This is a genomic window from Burkholderia sp. AU30198 (genome assembly GCF_020419825.1).
Lineage (GTDB): Bacteria > Pseudomonadota > Gammaproteobacteria > Burkholderiales > Burkholderiaceae > Burkholderia.
Genome location: NZ_JAIZSA010000001.1, coordinates 157,242 through 178,123, shown reverse-complemented (window position 1 = coordinate 178,123; position 20,882 = coordinate 157,242). Strand labels below are relative to the sequence as shown.

14 protein-coding genes are annotated in these 20,882 nt (G+C 66.8%); 7 read left to right on the top strand and 7 right to left on the bottom strand.

From position 1 onward, the window contains the following. Nucleotides 1-22: 22 nt before the first annotated feature. Nucleotides 23-739, bottom strand: coding sequence for an SDR family NAD(P)-dependent oxidoreductase (locus LGN19_RS00740; protein ID WP_226212843.1), 717 nt, complete (start codon nucleotides 737-739; stop codon nucleotides 23-25). Between the two features lie 320 nt (nucleotides 740-1,059). On the opposite strand from LGN19_RS00740, the gene LGN19_RS00735 reads away from it, so the two are divergent. Further along, nucleotides 1,060-1,485 (top strand): NUDIX hydrolase, encoded by a 426-nt coding sequence (locus LGN19_RS00735; RefSeq protein ID WP_174958467.1) that lies wholly within the window; start codon nucleotides 1,060-1,062, stop codon nucleotides 1,483-1,485. A 77-nt stretch (nucleotides 1,486-1,562) separates the two neighbouring features. Here the strand turns inward: LGN19_RS00735 and LGN19_RS00730 are convergent, their stop codons facing one another. After that, nucleotides 1,563-1,775: a hypothetical protein gene (locus tag LGN19_RS00730; RefSeq protein ID WP_226213504.1), complete on the bottom strand. Its 213-nt coding sequence runs from the start codon at nucleotides 1,773-1,775 to the stop codon at nucleotides 1,563-1,565. Nucleotides 1,776-2,227: 452 nt separating this feature from the next. Here LGN19_RS00730 and LGN19_RS00725 point away from each other — a divergent pair, with 452 nt between their 5' ends. Genes LGN19_RS00725 through LGN19_RS00705 form a run of 5 tightly spaced genes read left to right on the top strand, consistent with a single transcriptional unit; the run spans nucleotide 2,228 to nucleotide 11,737 of the window. Beyond that, nucleotides 2,228-4,513 carry a hypothetical protein gene (locus LGN19_RS00725; RefSeq protein ID WP_226212842.1) on the top strand — a complete coding sequence of 762 codons (2,286 nt, stop codon included), beginning with the start codon at nucleotides 2,228-2,230 and terminating at the stop codon, nucleotides 4,511-4,513. 31 nt (nucleotides 4,514-4,544) lie between these two features. Continuing rightward, on the top strand, nucleotides 4,545-6,200 hold the full coding sequence (locus LGN19_RS00720) for a hypothetical protein (protein ID WP_174958465.1): 1,656 nt from the start codon (nucleotides 4,545-4,547) through the stop codon (nucleotides 6,198-6,200). 28 nt (nucleotides 6,201-6,228) lie between these two features. Then, nucleotides 6,229-7,224, top strand: coding sequence for a hypothetical protein (locus LGN19_RS00715; RefSeq protein WP_174958464.1), 996 nt, complete (start codon nucleotides 6,229-6,231; stop codon nucleotides 7,222-7,224). Further along, nucleotides 7,221-8,081: a hypothetical protein gene (locus LGN19_RS00710; RefSeq protein ID WP_226212841.1), complete on the top strand. Its 861-nt coding sequence runs from the start codon at nucleotides 7,221-7,223 to the stop codon at nucleotides 8,079-8,081. The genes LGN19_RS00715 and LGN19_RS00710 overlap by 4 nt, the downstream gene beginning before the upstream one ends. A 35-nt stretch (nucleotides 8,082-8,116) precedes the next feature. Beyond that, complete coding sequence (locus LGN19_RS00705) at nucleotides 8,117-11,737, top strand: hypothetical protein (RefSeq protein WP_226212840.1); 3,621 nt, start codon at nucleotides 8,117-8,119, stop codon at nucleotides 11,735-11,737. A 134-nt stretch (nucleotides 11,738-11,871) separates the two neighbouring features. Here LGN19_RS00705 and LGN19_RS00700 read toward each other — a convergent pair whose 3' ends face one another. The 5 genes from LGN19_RS00700 to LGN19_RS00680 form a co-directional block, all read right to left on the bottom strand. Further along, nucleotides 11,872-14,109 carry a TOMM precursor leader peptide-binding protein gene (locus LGN19_RS00700; protein ID WP_226212839.1) on the bottom strand — a complete coding sequence of 746 codons (2,238 nt, stop codon included), beginning with the start codon at nucleotides 14,107-14,109 and terminating at the stop codon, nucleotides 11,872-11,874. Nucleotides 14,110-14,202: 93 nt separating this feature from the next. Next, nucleotides 14,203-14,565, bottom strand: coding sequence for a BMA_0021/BMA_0022 family TOMM bacteriocin (locus tag LGN19_RS00695; RefSeq protein WP_226212838.1), 363 nt, complete (start codon nucleotides 14,563-14,565; stop codon nucleotides 14,203-14,205). 16 nt (nucleotides 14,566-14,581) lie between these two features. After that, a complete protein-coding gene (locus LGN19_RS00690) occupies nucleotides 14,582-14,926 on the bottom strand; it encodes a BMA_0021/BMA_0022 family TOMM bacteriocin (protein ID WP_043179516.1) in 345 nt (114 codons plus the stop codon). Between the two features lie 33 nt (nucleotides 14,927-14,959). Beyond that, nucleotides 14,960-18,979: a TOMM system kinase/cyclase fusion protein gene (locus LGN19_RS00685; protein ID WP_226212837.1), complete on the bottom strand. Its 4,020-nt coding sequence runs from the start codon at nucleotides 18,977-18,979 to the stop codon at nucleotides 14,960-14,962. Nucleotides 18,980-18,999: 20 nt separating this feature from the next. After that, on the bottom strand, nucleotides 19,000-20,001 hold the full coding sequence (locus LGN19_RS00680) for an FHA domain-containing protein (RefSeq protein ID WP_174958459.1): 1,002 nt from the start codon (nucleotides 19,999-20,001) through the stop codon (nucleotides 19,000-19,002). A gap of 215 nt (nucleotides 20,002-20,216) precedes the next feature. Here LGN19_RS00680 and LGN19_RS00675 point away from each other — a divergent pair, with 215 nt between their 5' ends. After that, nucleotides 20,217-20,408 (top strand): hypothetical protein, encoded by a 192-nt coding sequence (locus LGN19_RS00675; protein ID WP_226212836.1) that lies wholly within the window; start codon nucleotides 20,217-20,219, stop codon nucleotides 20,406-20,408. Nucleotides 20,409-20,882 lie beyond the last annotated feature (474 nt).

Sequence of the window (20,882 nt, the reverse complement as noted above, 5' to 3'; positions counted from 1 at the left end):
TGCGTGCCGCGCCGCGTCACCGTCAAAACCGCTCGTCCGCTATCGCCGGCATCACCAGTTCCCGTACGAACGCGGCATCGGACAAATGCAGCAGCGTACGCACGACGGCCACCACGTCGTGAACCGGCACCAGCCCGCCATCGCCGCGCGCCGCCGCCTCTTCTATCGGAACGGACAACGCATCGTCGGTATTCAGGTTGCCGAGTTGCAGGCACGTGACGGCCAGCCGGCTCCCTCTGAATCCTTCGCGCAACGCATCGGCCACGCCGTTCAGCGCGAACTTCGACGCGCCGAACGCGACTTCCGGCCGCCCGCTTTGCCGAAGCGCGGACGTGGAACCGGTCAGGATGACTTGAGGCTTGCGTGATTGCAGCAAGCGCGGCACCAGGCGCTTGAGCAGCAGCAGCGTGGCCGTGATGTTGACGTTCACCAGATCGACGATCGCATCGTCCGGCTCGTCCAGGAACGCGTAGCGGCCCGTGAAGGCTGTCGCCTCCCAGATACCCACGTTGCAGATCAGCACATCGAACGCGGACGGCGCGGCCTGCGCAATGTGCGCGGCGGCTTCGGCAGGCGACGCCATGTCGGCCTCGATCCACCGAAGCTCGACACCCGGCGGCAACGTCACTGCGTCCGGACGCGTGCGCGATACGCCGATAACGGTGTCGCCGGCGCGGCAGACGCCTTCAACGAGCGCACGGCCCAGCCCTCTGCTGGCGCCGACAATCATGATCCTCATGACGGGTTTCCCGATGGTTGTCGCGACGCGACGTTACCGGCGGCCGCATTTGAGCGCGCCGTATCGGGCTCCATGCGAGGCTTGCTCGCAGAGAAAGCGCGTACGGACAGTCCGGCGATCGTAACGTACCGCGGCGATGCAAGCGGCATACCCCCACCCCTCGCAAGGGCGTCCGGCCGGCTGGCACATGCCATGTGTCCCGCCCCCACCCTGCACGTTCGACGGGTCTCCGGACAAGCGGCCGCGTGTCGATGGCGATCAAACGTCAAACCCGGTCAGGCCGCCTTGGCCGATCGTTTTGTGCTGGTTAGAATCACGATATGCCCCAGATCCCCGCCCCCAACACCGCCCCCGAAACGAGCGCCGTCCCGGTCAAGGAACGCGCGACCATCGTCTGCTACCGCGGCGAACAGGTCCTGCTCGTCGCCCGCGCGGCGTCGCGCTGGGCCCTACCCGGCGGCACGATCAAGCGCGGGGAAACGCCGCTCGAAGCCGCGCATCGCGAGTTGTGCGAAGAAACGGGCATGACCGGCCAGCATCTCGTGTACTCGATGCAGTTCACCGGGCTCGCCAAGATCCATCACGTGTTCTTCGCGGAAGTCGACCCGGACCAGACGCCGCAAGCGAACAACGAGATCGAGAAATGCAAGTGGTTTCCGATCGACAGCGTCGACGGATTGCGCGCCAGCATTCCGACGAAGCGAATCGTCGAACTCGTTCACCAACACGAAATCACCAAGGCGTAGCGCGCGACGGACGAGCGCACGCGTGAGCCGGCGGCCGGCTCAAGTCGTTTTTCGTGGATCCGCGGACGCGCGAGCGCTCAGTGCGAACGCCTTCTTCGCAATTCGTGCGTGGAATAGACGACCAGGAAAATCCCCAGCATCGCGACACCGGATGCCATGAAGTCGTTCGCGCTTCCCGAGCTGTGCAGGGACTTCGGGAAAATACCGAGACTCAATCCAGCGATAGCAAGAAGCAATCCTGCAGCCACGCCCCAGATCGGTCCGGCAGTCTTTTCGATTTTATTTTTCATACAGCACCCGTCTACAGTCATTCCTTGGCAGGTATCGGTAAAAAGCTCCGCGCCTGCCGCCAGCATGCCCACTATAGCCGGGAAATAATTCACGGGGCTTCAGGGCTTGTACCGATCAAGTTTTCCCGTTCTCGGCCGCCCGCCCGCGCGCTGCGCCTGGCCGCCTATCGATTTCACGCCGTCGCCCCAGGCGTAATCGAGTGTAATTGAACCGCCCCTCCAAACTGCCTAATTTCCACCTGTACATTCGGCGCGCCGATGCAACCCGCTCGATCGCCCCGAAGGATCCGCGAGCTTTGCGCATCAACCCGGCACCTGTCCGGAATGGGGCATTTCAGAAAATCGGCACCTTAACCCGGCCTCCGATCCGCGGCAGGCAGTCGCGCCACACCGCGCGCGAATGCCTGCCGGACCCGATATAACACACCGCACGTTCTCAACCGGAGATGGAAATGATCAATATTCAGGACTCCCGAGTCATCAAGTACGACAACGACAAGAAGAGCGTCACTGTCTATCGCGATTTCACGAACACCAATCTCTGGTATATCGTGCCGAAGCCCCAGCTGGCCACCCAGACCGTCGACGGCATCACCCTCCCCGCTTTCTCGCTGACCGAGTTCAGGACGAACAGCGGCTCGGCCGGCACGGTGACGTTCACGGCCGAGCTCGTGATCGACCAGGAGGCCTACCAGGCCGTGAAGAACGTCCTGGGCCAGGGCATCGAATTCGGCCAGTTCGCGTGGAACGACGCCCAGGCTTTCCTGACGCTGACGCTCCCGTCCGGCCAGCCGGACACGCAGATCAACGTGACGCCGTCCAACTTCGGCAGCAACGCGGCGACGTTCATCATCGACCTGAAAACCGCCGCCGACGTCAAGACGATCCGCGACATCTTCGACACGGGCGTCGGCCTGTCGACCTGGTCGATCCAGTACGTCGCCACGACGCTGAGCCAGCTGCCGGCCGTCAAGGCCACCGTGACCTACGACTGCGCGATCGCCGCCAGCTACCAGAAGACCGTCCAGATCGACCGCAACGTCTGGGGCAGCGAGACCGGGCGGCGCACGACGATCCGTGAATACATGCAGAAGTCGGATTCCGGCAAGGTCAAGCTCGATTGGTCGGTGCAGCCGTCGGACGAGTTCCGGCAACGCGTCCATGACTGGGCGTTCACGACGCTCGAGGGGCTGGTCCAGGCAGCCGCGGACGACGTTGCGCGCCGCCTCGGCGCGAGCGCAGCCGACGATTTCAGCATCAACTCCATCGGCTCGTTCCAGCGCGTCTACGAGGAAAACGAGGTCATCGACTGGACGATCATGCCGCAGGGCTTCCTGCCGACCTTCGACAAGAGTGTCTGGAGCCGGCTGGACAAGACGGTCGACAACCGCACGCTGGACGTGGCCGTGACGATGTCGGCCGACCTGAAGAGCGCGGGCATCAAGAAGGTCACCGTGACCATCGATTATCCGGGCAAGGCTCAAGCGGAATCCAACGCATTCACGGCCACCACCGCCAATACGTGGTCCTACCATTCCAACGGCTTCTTCGACGCCGGCAAGAAATTCGTTTCGGAATACACGTACTGGTACCAGGTCGAGCCCGAAAGCGGCGATGCCTTCACGTCGCCGAAGCTCAAGAGCAGCAGCAACCAGCTTCAGATCTCCAACACCGACCTCGGCTACCAGCAAGCCGAGTTCATCTGCTCGAACATCGCGTTCGCGTCGGAAAACCCGAAGAACGAGGTCGACTTCGTGCTGATCGACTTCACGTACCTGCCGACCACCGACGGCAAGCTGTACGTCGATCAACGCAAGGTCATCAAGAACGGCGAGGCCGTGCAATTCAGGAGCCACAGCTATCAGCCGAGTGGCGCGGCCTATACATACACCGTCACCTACGTGCTGACGAACGGCAACATCATCGTCAACCAGCCGCAGTCGGTGTACCCGGTGGTGAACAGCAAGACCTTGACCGTCTACAGCGTGATCGGCGCCGCCGACTTCACGGTCACCGTCATGAACGACACGATCCCGGGGGGCAGTATCGCGCTGCCGTCCATCACCGGCATCTCGCTGTCGACCGACTACACGGACCAGCCGGACAGCCCGGACCACCAGACGCACAACTTCACCCAATTGAGGATCGAAGACTACTACACCAGTACCTGGGAATATCAGGCTGTCAAGCGAAGCACCTCGACCGTTCAGGTCGACGGCACGGTCTATTACCGCGACCGGAACAACACGCGCAAAACCGTGGCGGTCCGCAAGGTGCGTTACGGCAACCAGCCGATCTTCGCGTTGAACCTGTTCCCGGTCGAATTGCCGTTCACCGTGACCGTCGACCCGTCACTGGTCGACTGGAAAGCGTATGTCCAGGTCACGATAGATGTGTACCGCACGTCGAAATACGGCAAGACCGACATCGACTCCCAAACCTTCAAGCCCGTGACCCTCTCGAACGGCACCAAGGTCTTCCCGTCGCCCTACTACTACACCTTCTCGCGCGAAGTCGATGCGACGACGGAATTCCACTACGCGTTGACCTACTTCGAAATCGGGAGCGAACGCGGCATCCCCGGCCCGGCGGGCAATTACGACAGCAACATACTGACCCTGCCCCACGACGCGAAAGGCGGGACGAAGCCGGTCTACTCGGTACGGCTGCCGGCAAGCGACGTCGTGACCCGCAACCTCGACGAGACCGACGAGGCCGACGAGACCGACCTGGCCTGACCGCCATCCCGACCGACCAAGGCGCACGACCATGACGACCCTCACCTACACCGTCAAGCTGGCGACCGAATCCGGCTCCGCGTCACCTCCCGCCCCCCGGCGCGCGAGGCTGCTGCTCGAGTTCAAGGATCCGGTCAATTACACCTACCGGCAAACGACGCTCGTCCTCGACGCCGACACGCCACAGCGCACGTGGCAGGTCGACGCGACCGCGGCCGACACCGGGCAGGCGTTCTATTCCTCGGTGCTCGATTACGAGGCCAGCGAACAGGTCGTGCGCCCCCCGGTCGCCTTCATCGGCACCGAGGCCACCATCGGCGGACCGGCCGAGCCCGTCTCCGTCGTGGCGCTGCTCGACGCGCTCGACTGGAGCGCCGTCTCCTCGGTTCGGGTCACCGTCGGCGGGACGTCCCACACGTTCTCCCGCGAGCGGCCGTATGCGTGGTGGTTCGCGTTGCCCAGTCCCGGCATCGTCGAATGGACCGCCGACTACACGATGACGGACGACACCAAACGATCCGGCACGGGCGTCGCCACGCAAGGCGTCGCCGTCATCCCCGCGCCGCCGGCCGAGGTCAGCTTCTCGATCGTCGCGGCCGATTTCGACGCGTTCGCGGTCGCCGCCGTCGCGCTGCGCGTGACCGGCTACGACGGCGTGGTCAGGACCGCCGAACTCGACAAGACGCGGCCGAGCGTGACGCTTTCGCTGCCGTTCGCACCGCCGAAACAGGCGTGGTTCGTCTACGACTGGACGGTCACCTATACCGACGGCACGCCGGCGTGGATCGCGCCCGCCCGCTCGAGCGACGGCGCGCGGTCGATCGTGCTCGACGATCTCGGCCGCATCCTGCTGGCCAGCGACGAGATCGACTTCGAGGTGGTCGAGACCGTGACGCTGTCCTGGCAGTACAACAACACCCCCAAGACCGCCGAGCTGTCGCGCGCGCAGCGGTCGGTATTGCTGCGCCCCGGCCAGGACTACGATCGCGCGCGGCCGCTGGTTGTCGGCCTGACCTATGCACTGTCCAGCGGGTCGACGAACCTCGAGGGCGAGGCGGTGCCGCAGGGCCGCTTCGAGGTGCCCTATCCGCTCAGCACGCGGCTCGTGCGTGTCTTCGCGCCCGGCATGCTGACCACGCCGCCGCTTTACAGCACGATCAGGCTCACGTCGGTCCAGACGCTGGAGGTCGGTTCCGGCTGGCAGCTCCAGACCGGCTTGCAGCCGATCACCCTCACCCCGAGCGCGCCGACCTGGGAAACGCGCGTCGCCGCGGTCGATCCGGAGCGGGTCGCGCTGATCTTCGCGGGTTTGGCAACGCCCGATGGCGGCGGCAAGACAAAGCCGATCCCGCTCACCCGGTCGCCATTCGAGATGACGCCCGCAGGGCCGGAGATCACGCTCGCGACGGTCCAGGTATCCGCCCAGTCGGTCTCCTGGCAGCGCTACGTCCGCGTGGAAGCGACCTTGTGGACCGGCAGCGATGCGAAACGGGAGAACGAACAGACCATCGCCTTCGACCGCAACAGCGGCGATGCGTGGTGGGCCTACGTGCCGCCATCGGGAACCTACGGCCCGACGTTCCGTTGGTCGGCGACCTACTATCCGGCCGACGGCACGTCGCCGCTGCACAAGGCACCTGCGGCCAGCGACAACCCGACTCTGTCGCTGCCGCCGACCGTCTCCTGACCGCGGCCTTCACGCACGATCGCCCACCATGCCCATGGCCGAACTCCACCCGGCAGTGCAGCGCGCGCTGGCGCTGGCGTCCTCGTACGGGACGCCGGCACGCCGGGTCGCAGCGCCCGCGCCGGACGCCGCGCTGCGCCACCTGCTGCGCGACCGTTCACCGGCGGAACCTGCCGCGTGGAACGACAGCAAGCTGGGACGCAGCGGCTTTCCGGTGGAAATTTCCATCGCGTTCGGCCGCCCGGAACTGCGCTACACCGTCGAGCCCGCCGGCCCCGACATTCCGCCCGCACGCCGGTTGAGCCGCGCGGCCGCGGCCATCGCCGCGCTATCGGACGAATCGATCGAACCCGCGGATCTCGCGGCGATCGCGTCCTTCCAGGACAACGCGGCGCTCGCCTACGGCGCCTGGATCGGCGGCCGGCACGGCGACGGCAAGCCCCGTTTCAAGCTCTATGCGGAAGTGCCCGAGCGCGGTGCCGAGCACGCGCTGGCCTGGGGCACCCGCCATCTCGGCGACCTGTCCGGCATCGTCCGGCGCGGCGCGTGGCCCGTCATGGCCGGCTGGCAGCCCGCGGGCCGGCGGGCCGAGCTCTACCTCCGCACGCGCCGGCTGTTCCGCTCGGATGTGCCGCTGCTGATGGCGTCGGCGCGACTCGAGCACCGCGCCGACGAAGTCCTCGGTCTGCTGCAGGATGCCTGCTGCAGCGCCATCGAGGCCGCGCTGCCGGCGGCCGACTTCGGCGTCAGCATCGGCGCCGGCCCGGACGGCACGTCGACCTTCACGCTGTACGCGGTCGCCAACGACCTGTTCGGCGGCGACGGACGCATCCGCGAAACGGTGCTCCGTGTCGCCGCCGCCCGCGGATGGAATACGCACTTCTATCGCGCGCTGAGCGAACCGCTGGCCGATGCGAGCGGTTTCGTGACACGGCACGGGATGTTCGGCATCGTCGTGGCATCGGACCAGCCCGCGACCGTGGCCATCGGCCTGACGCCGGACCAGCCCGAGACGCTGTCATGAGCGCCACGCTGCCCACCCGCGCAGCCGGCGCATCGCTCGACGCGCTCATCGCCGCGCAACGGCCGAGCGGTGCGTTCCCGTCGAGCGTGACCGTCGGAGACCACCGCTACGCGGACGAGAATGCGTTCGTCACGGCCCTGGTCCTCGACGAGCTGGCGCGCCTGCCGGCCGGCCCGGCCGATCGCGCCATCGCCCGCGGCCTCGACTTCCTCGAACGCTGCGCATCGCCGACCTGCGCGGGCGCGTTTCATTTCTACCCGCCCGACCGCATGCCGTCCTGGCTGGGCGTCGACCTGCCGGCGGACGCCGACGACACCGCGCTCGCGCTGACGCTGCTCGCCCGGTTCGGGCGACGCAGCGCGGCCCAGGCCGTCGACGCGCTGGACCGCGCGCTGCATCCGTGGCGGCTGCACTACCGTCCGGAGTCCGTCGATCCGTGGGTTGCGCAGGGGGCATGCCGGACCTGGCTCGACCGCCGTGCGGTGCCCAATCCGGTGGATGCGTGCGTGAATGCGAACGTCGCGACGGCGCTGACCTCGCTTGGCTGCGCCGGCCACGCGGCCTGCCGCGCGGCGCGCGACACCGTGCTCGACGCCATCGCGTTCGTCGCGGAGAACCCCGCGCATCGCACCCGGCTGACCGCCTTCTACCCCGACCTGTGGGAACTGGTGCATGCGCTGCGCCGCGGCGCACGGCGCGGCGTGGCCGGTTTTGCACCCGCCGCCGCGCAGCTGGCCGGCATGCTCGCCCCGCATGCCGGCGCGCACGCCACCGTCTTCTCGTCCACCGACCGGCGCTGGCTCTGGACCGCGCCCCTGTTGCAAACGGCGCGCACGCTCACGCGCGACACGCCCTAGCCGTCACCGCCCAACCCTTCAACTGGAGAGATTCCATGCCTGGCGTTCATACCGTCCCGCCGTCCCTGTCCGCTTCGCTCTACGGCAACGCACCCGATCCGAAATCGGGCCTGCAGGTCAGCACCCGTCTGATGGAAAGCTACGAGATCATCGGCCCGGTCACCGGCGCGAGCGACATCTCGACGTTCCTCAATTCCGCCGGACGCCTCGATATCTATTCGTCCGGTACCGCGCAAAAGGTCTACCGGATCCGCGCGGACAACCAGTCGGACACCGGCTGGGCCGAAGCCGACCTCGGCGTCACCGCCAGCCAGGTCAGCCCCTACCTCGCGCGCAGCGACGATTACGACAACCCCAACCTCCTCGGCATCGGCACGAACGGCAAGCTGACGCTCAGCCAGTGGAAGGATGGCCGCTACGCGCAGGCCGACTGCCAGCCCGCCGGCGCCAAACGCCCGCTCAAGCAGATGCTGTCGACCCGGAATTTCGGCAACGTCTACGTCAACGTCGTGCTCGACAACGACGAAGTCGGCAGCAGCTACCTGAGGAAGGACGGCACCTGGGGGTCGACCGACTGGGTGCCGATCCGCAAGAGCCAGGACAGCACCGACAACGCCACCGTCAAGCGCATCGCGATGTGCGCGAACGATCCGGTGCAGCAGTCGCTGTTCGCCATCGGCCCGGACAACGCCGTGCTGTTCGCGCAGAGCGACTTCCGGTTCTCCTACTTCACGACGCTCGGCTACAAGAAGGCGATCGACCTCGCCGTCGTGTCCGATCAGGAGAAGCGCCTGAACATCTTCATCGTCGATACCGACTTCGGCATCTGGCAAAAGCGCGAGAAGAAGTACAGCTCGTCCGGCATCCAGTTCGACGACTGGGTGCTGGTCAGCAACGCGGCCCCGGTGACGTCGCTGCGGGCGGTCATCAACGCCGGCGGATTGCTCGAGATCTTCGCGATCGGCAAGGACCAGCGGCTCTACCATACGCGGCAGATCAGCAGCGGGCTCAACAAGGTGAGCTGGTCGAGCCTGTTCGAGCTCGGCAACCCGGTGCCCAACACGAAATTCACGGTCGGCCGCAACGCCGCCGGCTACTCGGAAGCGTATTCCGTGTCGTCGGACAGCAAGCTGTATCGTTTCTGGCAGGACCCGAAGACGACCCAGTGGACCAACGAGGAAATCCGCCTGCAGGGCTCCGGCGAGATGACGTCGGTACCGACCCATGCAACGGAAATCATCGTGCTCGACGACGCCGGCCAGCTCGCCGTCCATGCGCAGGTCGAGATCGATGCCGCGTCGATGGTGCCGCTGCGCATCAACGGCCTGTACTACCAGGCCAGCCCCGACTACACGATCCCGGTGCTGTCGGGCGGCGGCGGCAAGGTGGTGATCGAGCGCTTCACCAACAGCCTCGCGAGCCCGAGCTACCACATCCGCACCCAGTACATGCAGCCGGGCGAAGGCGTCACCGTGGAGCCGAACGGCGCCTTGCAGGAGAAGATGCACGCGGTCGACACCGATGCCGTCTGGAACGCGAAGACCGCCTCCGGCGCCTACCTGCTGACCGGGGAATTCCGGACCCGCGACAACGCCGAGAACATGGCGAAGATCATGCGGCAGTCGATGTCGTTCGGCATGCCGGCGAGCGCGGCGGCCCGGAGCCTGCGGTACCTCGGCGCCAACCGCTCCGTCGTCGGGCTGCGGCATACGGTGCGCGGCACCGCCGATCCGTTCGCGCTCGTGCCGGAGGACGTGCCCGCGCAGCACTGGCGGGTGTCGTTCACCGATACCGGCGTGCACTACGACGACCTGACCGCAGACCAGGCCGGCGCGTACCTGCTGCGTTCCCGCACACTGGCGTCGTCCGGCGATGCAACCCTGGCGAACGCCGGCTTCCTCGGCATCGACTGGGGCGATATCTGGAACGCGATCAAGAACGGCGTCGGCCGCATCGTCGACGGCCTGAAGGAATTCGTCGTGACGACCATCGTCGATCCGGTCACGCGCCTCGTGAACGAGATCAAGGTCGTCTTCAATTTCCTCATCGATGGCGTGACGTACCTGATCGACAAGACCATCAAGCTCTTCCAGCAGGCGTTCGACATCGTCGAGGGCATCTGGAACAAGCTCAAGGTGTTCTTCAAGGAACTGTACGAGTGGCTGGCCTTCTTCTTCTCGTGGGGCGACATCAAGCGGTCGGCGGAGGCGACCCGCCATACGTTCGACGCGACCTTCGACTATCTGCTCCTGGCGGTCGATGCGGTGAAAGGCCAGGTGGCGGCAGGCTTCGACCACCTGCAGACCGAGATCGACAAGGCCGTCAACACGTTCCTCGCGCAACTGGACCCGAAGCTCGCGATCGGCCAGTACGCAGAAAACGTCGATCAACCCGACCCGCGCATCGACGAGTCGACCAGCCACAACGTGCTGCTCAACGCATTTTCGGACAACTACAAGGCGACGCGCGTCCTGGCGCGGGGCGATGCGCTGGCTGCCGCCGCCGATCCGCTCCAGGACCTGTGCGAGAAGCTGAAGGACGTCGCCGACAACTTCGAGTTCGGTCAGGGCAAGAACGCGTTCCACGATGCCGCCACGTACTTCGAGCAAATCGGCCGCACCCCCGATCGCGTGCTCGACCTGCTGTTCGCCGGCACCGTCAAGGTGATGGAAGCCGTCACCCAGTTTGCACTGAGCGCGGCCAAAGGTCTGGTCCTGACGATTCTCGACCTGGTCGGCGACGTGATCGACGCGATCAAGGCCCTGTTCAACACGGAATGGGAGATCCCGTTCGTGTCGCAGCTTTACAAGCTGATCACCGGCTCGTCGCTGAGCTTCAAGGTGTGCGACCTGTTCTCGTACATCGTCGCGATCCCGGGCACGTTGCTGTACAAGCTGGTGAAACATGAAGCGCCGTTCCCCGACGCCGCGAGCGTGACCCGCTTCAAGTCGTCGTTCACCGCGCAGTGGCTGGCCGAGCAGAGCGGGATCGCGCCGAAGTCCGAAGTGTCGCTGATGGTCAGCGCCGAGCAGAAATCGGCGATCTCGATCTTCTTCGGCGTATCGGCGTCGGTCTGCATCTTTGCCGCGACCATTCTCGACACCATCGAGATCGCGTTGCAAACCGAAGAGGTCGAGGTCGAGGCAATCAGCACCGGCTCGCTGTTCATGGGCTTCGGCTCCGCATTCTTCAGCGTGCCGTGGATGATCGCGAGCGATGCGGGCGGTTTTTCGTGCAACGACGCCAAGGGGCTCAGCAACCTGCTGTGGCTGTTGAACACCGTCGTGGGCTACGGACGGGCCGGGGCGCTCAAGATCGCCGGCAAGAAGTACAAGATCCCCGCGGAAGTCGATCAGGTCACCGTCAACCTGTGGGGCTGCGCGCGGCTGGCCATGACGATCGTGTGGGCCGTGAAGAGCGGCGAGAAACTGGATGGCTTCGAGGCGGCGGAAGCATTCGTCGACACGATCACCAGCCAGGTGTTCCGCTTCCTGGGCGTCAAGACGGTGGTCGCCGCGACCGAGGGTATCTCGCTCCTCGCGTTGCTCGTCATCGTCGGCCTGGGCGGCATGACAACGACCGCGCTGCATCTGGCCGTGTCGCTGAAGTCCGACGAGGCCGTCGCGAAGCGCCTTCCCGCCCAGGCGCTGGCGTGACGCCGGTCGATCGTCGCGGCACGAGCCGGCATTGACGCGGCACCGTGCGGCGGTACTCGGGCAAGCTCGCCGGGCACCGCCGCACGACCGCCGTCGATGCGGTGCCGGGCCACCTGCTCGCTGCGCCCGGCGCATCAAAGAAACAGCAGCGCCTCGTTCAACTCCGGCTCGCGGCACGGCTCCCTGCGCCAGCCCAGCCGAACGGGAACCGAATAGAGCCGTGGCGCGCCGAAACGCGGCCAGAAATGGCACAGCCCCGGCGCGATCACCTGCACCACGGACAAACCGATGTCGGGCCGCGTCTTGTCGACGACGAGCACATCCATGCCGGCCGCCGCGATGCGTCCGACGCCATCCGCGATCGCCGCCGGCAACGACGCGGCGTCGATCGACGGCCACGTCGAGCGGGTCGTACACTGCACATCCGCCGCCGGATACAGGAATCCGGTATCCGGCAGCTTGTCGCGATCCCACGGGTGCGGGGCATCCGCCGCGACATCGAGCAACTGGTTCACTTCGGTCAGCGCCCGCTGCACCGCGATACGGCCGTCCGGATGGCAGCCGAAGCCGATCGAGAAGCGCCCGTCCTGCGGGTTTTCCGCCAGCGCGGCCACGGTCGGCACGCCCAGATCGGCGGTGATGTCGAGCGCCCACAAACGCCATCCGAACGTCGCGTATTCGCGCACGAGCGCATCGAAATACGGATCCTCGAAACTCGCGAGTTCGATGCCCGGGCGCGGCATCCGGTTGTACCACCAGATCGCGACCGCATCGCGCTCGATCAATTCGAGCATGCCTTGCAGGATCGCCTCGTCGACGCTCGATCCCGCCGCGCAGCCGTTGGGGTTGTGCACGCATGCGGCCGGCGCCTGCGCACGGTCGGGCGTTTCCGCATAGCAGTAGCTCAGCGGCACGAGATGGCGCCGGCCGGTCACGAGCGACCAGGCCGGCGTCCAGTCGATGACGTCGCGCGCCGTGAAGCGCGGCGGCACCTGCTTTCGCACATCGCGGGTCAACGCGTTGATCGCCTCGCGCGTGTCGAATTGCCGTTCGCTGAACTGCTGAAGGTCGTTCACGTGGATCGGGGCGGCGTCGCACGCCGGATCGGCGAGCAGGCTTTCCATGCTTCCCGTCAGCGTCGCCTCGTCGCCTTGATACACGCTGCTGAAACGCTCGAGCGCCTCGCATAGCGCGCTCGCACGCGCCTGCTCGTCGGTGCGGCCCTTGCCGGAGCAGATCCTGTCGAACCGGTTGCTGCCCGGCACCGCCGCCGGGCACACGAGAAAGCCCGATGCGTAGACCTTGCGCAGGCCCGCGTGCCGCTTCGGCATCGGATGCAGATACGCGATTGCGCCGCTGACCGGCGATATCAGGTGGGCATGACGCGCGAACACCTGTTGCGGATCGGCGGTGCGGTAGCCGCCGTCGGCGCGCGCCAGCGGCGCATCATCGGTCAGCCGCGGCGCCCGCGCCGCCTGTTCGCGCATCCATGCAGGATTGCCGCAGCACGGGCATTGCGGGCGCCGCAGCACGCGGTGCCGCTCGGCGGCCAGCGTGTCGATACGGTGCGCCACGAGATGGGTCTGCGCCCGTTCCGATGCCGCGGGATTGACGGCAATCTGCTCGACCGTCGCCGCCACGAGCGCCGCCGCGGCAGACGCCGCCGCACGCGACGCAGCATGGGGCACACGCGCCGCGTCGCCGCCGTGATGGCGCGCGAGCAGCGCCTCGACAGGCCGGTTGACGCGAATCCAGTAGCGCACGCATTCGATGCACGGCGCGTCGGCAAGCGCGCCGCTCCCGGCCAGCAACGGCCCGATCAGCGTCTGCACGCCGCCGGCCGTCACGATGAGCAACGCCCCGCCGCGCGCCGCAACGCGGGCGGCGCACGCGGCGAGATCGTCGCGGTCGTGCGTATCGGCGATCGCGACGGTCAGCCCGGCATCCGTCACGACGTCGATGCCGGCCATGTCGAGCGCGCGCCTGAGCGCCGTGTCGTCGGCGCCGAACCGCTCGACCGCGACGCGCAATTGCGCGACGTGCGTGCAGGCCGCGTCGCCGTCGAGCCCGGCGCGCTCGAAGAAGCCGCGTGCCGCATCGTCGTCGTGTGGCGCGTCAGCGCGCACGTACCCGCGACGCACCAGCTGATCGAGACGCGCGAGCACGTCCCATTCGCCGAACGCACCGGCGAGCGACGTCACGATCTCGGCGATCGTCATCCGCGCCCGCAAGCAGGCCGCGATTTGCACGAAGATCGCGCCGGGCAGCATCACGCGCTTGAATTCGTCGACGACGAACAGGGTCTCGGGCCCCGCATCGAGCACGAGCAAATGCGGTTTGAAGCGCAACACGCGCGAAAGGTCATCGAGCATCGTCGGGTTCCATGCGGCGGGTAAACGAACGTCGCGCGGCCCCGGGGCACTGCCTCGGGGCCGCGCGACGGCACACGGCGCGGCCGCGCCGCGTCAGCAGCAGGTGAACAGGTAGCTCGGCCCGGCGTCGCAGTAGGCCGCGAGTGCAACGGCCTCCTCGTCCAGGCTCGCGGGCTGCTCCGGTATGCCGACCGTCATCACGTTGCGCGGCAGGTTCCAGCTCCCGCTGCCGCTTCCGTGGTTCGTCCAGCCATGATTGCCGGACGTCTTGACGACCTCGATGTCGACGATCCACGGACACTGGTAACCGAAGTATTTCGCGAGCGTCTCCAGCGGCTTCTCCAGCAGCTCGCCCTTGAATTCCGGGTCCCGCCACGAGAGCGCGATGGCGCGCAGATAGACCTTCTGGAACTCCAGCATCGATTCGAGCGTCGGATTGGCGTTGTTGTTTGCCATGTCGGTTTCCCCGAGGTCATTCCATGATGGTGATGTGGTTCGCGTTGTAGGCGGCCAGCGCCTGCGCGAATTGCGCCTCGTCCGCCGGCGCGGGCGGCAGGTACAGCGTGAGCTTGTTTCTGCGGCCGGCCGTCCAGTCGCCGTTGACGGTCGGCGTCCACACCGACGATTTGGGCTGCACCTTCAGGTCGAGCCGGAACGGAAAGTGATAGTCGAAATGCTCGCGCAGCGCCTTGATCGGATCGGCCTCGAGTTCGTCGAGAAACGCCGGCGAATGCCACGCCAGCGCGATCGCCCGGATGACGGTGGCACGGTATTCGAGAAACTGTTCGTACGTCGGTAATCGAAGATCCTTGCTCATCTCTCTGTTCTCCTGATTGACGAATTGAACCACTTACGGCAACGACTGCAACAGCGCTCCGGCGAACCTGGCGATGCGGCCCATGCCCGCCGTTGTTGCAATTTCGACTGCGCGCCGGCACGCATCCAGCGCGGCCACGCCGCCGCATCGCGGATCGGCCAGGCGCAAGTACTCGCACTTCTTCAGCAGCAGTTGCGCTTCGTAATACCGCTCCCCGGTCGACTCGCACCACGCGAGGCATTCTTCGATCCGGGCGAGCGCGGCGCCGTAATCGCCGCGCGCGGCATCCAGCTCGGCCAGCAACGACGTGTAGTAGGTCAGCCCGAGCAATCCGCCCGACTGCCACTGCGCATCGAGATGCGCGACGACCCCCGCACGATCCCCCTGCGCCCACGCACGAATGATCGCCGCGTAGTGCCCGACCGCGCGCAACCGGTGGACCTCCGACAGCCGCAGGATCGCTTCCGACAGCGCGAGTGCCGCGTCGCGATCGCCCGCGAGCTGGTAGGTGCGCGCGAGGTACATCATCGTGACGCCGAGCGTCGGCAAATGATCGAGGCAGGTCGCGCAATACACCGCGTCGTGCGCCAACGCGAGCGCGGCCTGTGGATCGTCGTCCATGCACCAGCGCACGCTGGCCAGCGACGCCATCGTCCACGCGCGCGTATCGAGCCCGAGGATGCGCCGGTGATCCGCATCGCGCCGCACGTCGTAGCCTGCCAGCACCGCGTCGAACGCGGCGCGGGCGCGCGCATAGTGGCCGTCGACCCACAGGCTCATGCCGCGCATCGCGTCCGCCGCGACCTGAGCCCCGGCATCGCCGCGCTCGCTCGCGAGCGCATCGAGCCGCAAGCCGATCTCGCGCACGGTGGGACGGTCGCCCGCGACGTGGTAGTAGGTCGACAAGGTCCATAGCGCGCTGATCTCGAGCTCCGGGTCGTCGAGCGTCTGCATCTGCCGCAACAGCTGCTCCGCATGTTCGCGCACCTGCGGATTCGCCCAGCCGAACCGCGCCATCGTCGCGTGCGTCAACGTCGCACGGATGCGCGCGCTGTCATGTTCGCGTTGCGCGTAGTCGGCGTTGCCGAGCCAGTCGAACACGCACTGCCCATAGCGGATCGCATCGTCGTACCGCGAGCATGCGAGCGCGCGACGCGACGCGTCGATGCCATGGGCGATCGCGTCGGTCAGGCCTCCCGCACGCGCGAAGTGCCCGGCGACACCGAACGTGTGCGCACCGGCGCCGCGATCGGCTTCCGCGGTCAGCGCACGGCCGACACGCGCATGGTTGCCGCGCCGCACGGCGAGCGGCATCGATTCATAGGCCGCGTCGCGAATCAGCGCGTGGCGGAACGCATAGAACACACGATCGCGCCGGTGCTGCGCATACACGATCCGCTCTTCGAGCAGCAGCCGCAGGTGTGCGTCGAGCGTGGCCCGATCATGAGGCGATGCGTCGGCGAGCAGTTGCGCATCCACCTCGAGCCCGATGGTCGCGGCGAGCTGCGCGGTATCGCGCGCGTCGTCGATCCGGTCGAACGCGAGACCGAGCATGCCGCCCAGGCTGAGCGGAAGCGGACAGGGATCGGTGGCCCGCAGCCCCGCGAGCGAGCCGTCGGCGCCGCTCGCCGTCAGCTCGCGGGCGACGGCCTCGATGAACAGCGGGATGCCCGCCGTGCGGTGGGCCAACTGGTCGAGCCAGGCCGGATCGAACGCACCTCGCCCCAGATGCGCCAACATCAGGCGCTGCGCGTCGTCGCGCGGCAGGCGCCGCAGCATCAGACGTTCGGTCGCGCCGCGCCAGCGCTCCAGCCTGGTGGGGCGCGACGTGAACACGACAGCGAGCGCCGCGGCGCGCGGCGAGCGCTGCAGGTGCGCAAGAAAATCCTCGGTCGAGCGGTCGAGCCACTGGACGTCCTCGACGACGAGCAACACCGGCGCGCCGTTGCCGAGCGACACGATCAGTTGCTCGAGGACATCAAACAGCGCGTGCTGTTCGCGCGCGCTCGACCACAGGAACCCCTGCACATCGCAGGGCACCCCCAGCCAGGTCGCGAGCGCGGCGCGGGCGGCCGCATGATCGCATTCGAGCGGCGCGATCATCGCGTCGATCGCCGCGAGCGCGCCGCCGGCCTGGCTGTCGGCATCGATATGCCAGTGCGCGCCGATGAACCGCAGGATCGGAAACAGCGCATGATTCTCGCGCTCGGGCAGGCACCCGCAATGGGCGAACGCGTGGCCCTGGCCCCGCACGGCCTCGCACAGCTCGTGCACGAGGCGCGACTTGCCGATGCCGGCGTCGCCCACGACCAGCCGCGGCACGCCGTGCGGTGCCGGCTCGCCTCGCATCGCGCGGCGATACCGTGCGAGCGTCTCCTGCCATGCGCGCAACAGCGCGTCGAGTTCGCGCGCGCGGCCGACCATCGGCGCCCGCATGCCGGTGTCGAGCGAATCGAACGGCGTATCGGCGCGCCGCTCGCCGAGCAATTCGTGAACCGGCTGCGGCACGAGGCCCGCGCGCGCCAGCCGCATGGCGGTCGGCCGATGGTCGGCATGCCGTTCGAGTGCGAGCCGTGCATCGTCGCTGATCAGGATCTGCCCGGGTCCGGCCAGCCTCAGCAATCGCGACGCCGCGGCGGGCGTCGATACACCCGACATGTGCGATGCGTGCGCGAGCACCTGCCCGACGTGTATCGCGGCGGCCACTTCGACGCGCCAGCCTTCGCCGCCGCCGATGCCGCCCGCAGTCACCGGCACCGACAGCCGCGCGCGCTCGGCCATCCGAACCATGTCGAGCGCCGCGCGTGCCGCGCGGCGCTCGGGCCGGTCGATGTCGCCCTGCAAGCCGAAATGGAACAACAGCGTGTCGCCGAGCCGTCCGCCGGCGTGCCCGCCGTAGCCGACGGCGATGTCGGCGCACTTCGTCAGCCATTGCTCCTCGTAACCGTCGAGCAAATCGCCGTGATCGGGTCCCGCATGGCGCTGCCTGCCCTCCCCGGCGATCGTCACGCAGCAGCACAGCGTGGTGACCTGCCGGTACTCGTCGGCCGCTTCGATCGTCTCGCTGCGCGGTGCGAATGGGTGCTGATGCGCCCGCCGGCTTGCGCGGCTGGCCTCGAACCGGCCGACGAGCGCCGCGAAGTTGAGCGCGCGGAACTGCGCCGCGAGTTCGTCGGCCGATGCCGCGCGTTGCTCCAGATTCTTGTTCAGCGCGCGCCGCAATACCGAACCGAGCGGATGCGATGCGATCGAAGGCGGGAGCGCGACATCCACCGGGCTGAGCTGCTGATAGAGAATGTCGGCCACGCTGGCGCCGTGCATCACGACGTCCCCCGTCAGGCATTCGATCACGACCAGGCCCCACGCATACAGGTCGCTGCGCGGCGTGGGCGGCTCGTTGCGCAATTGCTCCGGTGCGCAATATGACGGTGAGCCGAGCACCTCGGTCGCCAGTGTTGCGGTCTGGCGCGCGATGTCTTGCGTGCCGGGCAGCAACGCGCCGATGCCGAAATCGAGGAGCTTCGCGTGCGGGCCGTCGTCGGCCATCGCAATCACGATGTTCTGCGGCTTCAGATCCCGATGCACGATGCCGCACCGATGCGCGGCCGCGAGCGCGTCGAGCACCTCCGTCATCAGCCGCCCCGTGTCGACCGCCGACAGTGGCCCTTCCGCCGCGAGCCGGTCGCGCAGGGTCCGGCCCTGCACCAGTTCGAATACCGCGAACAGCCGCCCGTCCGGTGCTTCCCCCTGATCCAGCAGCGCCACGATGTTCGGGTGCCGCAGCACTTCGCACAGGCTCGTCTCGCGCCGAAAGCGCGCACGCTGGTGCGCGCGCTCCGCCGCGGTCCGTCCGGCGTCGTCGCGCATCAGCTTGATCGCGACCGCTTGCCCCGTTTCACCGCAGGTCGCGCGAAACACCACCCCGTTGCCGCCTTCGCCGAGCAGCGGGCCGAGCCGGTAATGCCACTTGCCGGCCAGCACCGCGAAAGGCGCGACGGGCTGCCGCGATTCAGGCGTTCTCGGCTCGACGGGGGCGCGGGACACGATCGGCATCACAGCCGGCTCGTCCGCGTTCACGAGTAGTGGACGATCTGGCCCGGCGCCGGACGATGCGCGCCGATGCGCAGCTCGACGCCCGGCACCGACTGGCATTCGAGATGCTCGCCGCGCATGACGCGGAACGGCAAGTCGCCGAAGCGGACGCTGCCGCGCCGGCGCTCGACGAGCTGGCTCGCGTCGAGCCCCGGCAGCGCCGCAAACTGGCTCCGCGCGCGGTGAATCTGTACGTTGACATGGGACGTATCGATGCCGAGCATGTGCGCCAGCCGCCCGAGGTCGATCCAGCCTTGCGAGGCGGCGTCGTAGCCGGCCTGCATGTCGGCCGAGCGTGCGCGCGCGAGCGTGACGAGGCTGTAGTGATGGGCCCGCTCGCCGAGGTCGACCACGCCGCCGCGCACGTGCAGCAGCATGCGCACGTGCTCTTCGTTACGGCTGACGAAGAATTCGAGCAGTTGCGCCGGCGCGGCCGGATCGGCGGGCACGGCGAGCATCATCGTCGAGCCTCTGCTCACGAGCGCCACGCGCCACGTGAAGTCGCCGGTCGACACTTCATCGCCGTCGTGGAGCGCGCGAGCCGGAAGCGTGTCGTCGCACAGCCATTCGCCGACCGCCGACCGGACGATCGTGACCGGCCGCGCAGCGCGGGCCGGCAGGATCTGGCGCGGCGCGAGCACGATCGGCGGCGCGGCGCCTCGTATCGGCCACAGCGTATCGGCCGGATCGTCGAGCGCATGGACACGCCAGGGTGCGAGACCGTCCCGGCCGAACCGGATCACGTCGCCGGGTTGCAGCACCGCATGCTCGCCGTCGCGCAACGGAACGCCCGATACCAGCGTGCCGTTGCTGCTGTGATCGTGGAGCTCCCACTGCCCGCCGCTCCAGCGGATATGGGCATGGACGCGGGACACCGACGCATCCCGGATGACCGTGTCACAGCGCGCGGCATCGCGACCGAACACGTGATATGCGCGAAGCAGGCACGCTTCCCCGGAAGAACCGTTCTTGAGTATCGCCATGACCGCCCCGCGTCGGATTCGCCCGGATCATCGATGCGGTGACGCATCGACACTGCCGGGCAAGCGATTGATTCACCAATTGCGAACAATGTCGCCTGTTCGCCGCCTCGCCACCTGTTTTTGTCATCCGTCTGTCAAACCGTTGCTCGCCCGGCGCGTGTCATTTCGGTTAATTGAATTGTCGACCGCTTTGTTTTTTTGAACCGAGCAACCAGATGAAAATCCTGCCAAATAAAGTCACACACAGCAACTGGAATAATCAGTCCACGATTTCGGTTTGTAACGCCTTACATTTTCGACAGATTTCGAAAGAAAAATCAGCGGCCGAACGTCTCGTTGCACGCGGCGCATGGGGGTTCTCACGCCGCTGGACGGCCGTCCAGCTGGATGACGAGGCGGATTTGTAAAGCCGATGTCACAAAACATTCCCAATCGAAATACGCTCAGCAATCAGCTTGACAATTTCCGGAAATCACACAATCGCGCCGCGTTTTAATCAACGCATTAATTCACTTATTCATTTATCCAGGCATTTCGATTCGGCGCGCGGATCATCGATAAAGATGATGTCAACCGGAGAACTTCCGCACCGCACAATCAAGCCCCTTTATTATGCAATTGCTGAAATCCTGCTGCCCAAACCAGCCCCTTGGCAATTCGCGCCGCCCTTTTACTTCGAAATACCAATTTGAAAGATTTCGCGCCTGCTACTCGGGAGGGAGGGATGTCCCTGTCACGACCGGCGGCATCGCACCGCGTTGAAAAGGATCGACGGAGGAATCGACTTCGACATGGCAGGTCGCGTGCCCGTGCACGCGTCGATCACATCGATCGAGCGATACACGGCACGCCACCCGCAGCACTCACATCGCGGAAAACTG

Bases quoted from the DNA above. Each gene is read 5' to 3' on its own strand.
- LGN19_RS00740 (WP_226212843.1), bottom strand. From the start codon at position 739: ATGAGGATCATGATTGTCGGCGCCAGCAGAGGGCTGGGCCGTGCGCTC.
- LGN19_RS00735 (WP_174958467.1), top strand. From the start codon at position 1,060: ATGCCCCAGATCCCCGCCCCCAACACCGCCCCCGAAACGAGCGCCGTC.
- LGN19_RS00730 (WP_226213504.1), bottom strand. From the start codon at position 1,775: ATGAAAAATAAAATCGAAAAGACTGCCGGACCGATCTGGGGCGTGGCT.
- LGN19_RS00725 (WP_226212842.1), top strand. From the start codon at position 2,228: ATGATCAATATTCAGGACTCCCGAGTCATCAAGTACGACAACGACAAG.
- LGN19_RS00720 (WP_174958465.1), top strand. From the start codon at position 4,545: ATGACGACCCTCACCTACACCGTCAAGCTGGCGACCGAATCCGGCTCC.
- LGN19_RS00715 (WP_174958464.1), top strand. From the start codon at position 6,229: ATGCCCATGGCCGAACTCCACCCGGCAGTGCAGCGCGCGCTGGCGCTG.
- LGN19_RS00710 (WP_226212841.1), top strand. From the start codon at position 7,221: ATGAGCGCCACGCTGCCCACCCGCGCAGCCGGCGCATCGCTCGACGCG.
- LGN19_RS00705 (WP_226212840.1), top strand. From the start codon at position 8,117: ATGCCTGGCGTTCATACCGTCCCGCCGTCCCTGTCCGCTTCGCTCTAC.
- LGN19_RS00700 (WP_226212839.1), bottom strand. From the start codon at position 14,109: ATGCTCGATGACCTTTCGCGCGTGTTGCGCTTCAAACCGCATTTGCTC.
- LGN19_RS00695 (WP_226212838.1), bottom strand. From the start codon at position 14,565: ATGGCAAACAACAACGCCAATCCGACGCTCGAATCGATGCTGGAGTTC.
- LGN19_RS00690 (WP_043179516.1), bottom strand. From the start codon at position 14,926: ATGAGCAAGGATCTTCGATTACCGACGTACGAACAGTTTCTCGAATAC.
- LGN19_RS00685 (WP_226212837.1), bottom strand. From the start codon at position 18,979: ATGCCGATCGTGTCCCGCGCCCCCGTCGAGCCGAGAACGCCTGAATCG.
- LGN19_RS00680 (WP_174958459.1), bottom strand. From the start codon at position 20,001: ATGGCGATACTCAAGAACGGTTCTTCCGGGGAAGCGTGCCTGCTTCGC.
- LGN19_RS00675 (WP_226212836.1), top strand. From the start codon at position 20,217: ATGAAAATCCTGCCAAATAAAGTCACACACAGCAACTGGAATAATCAG.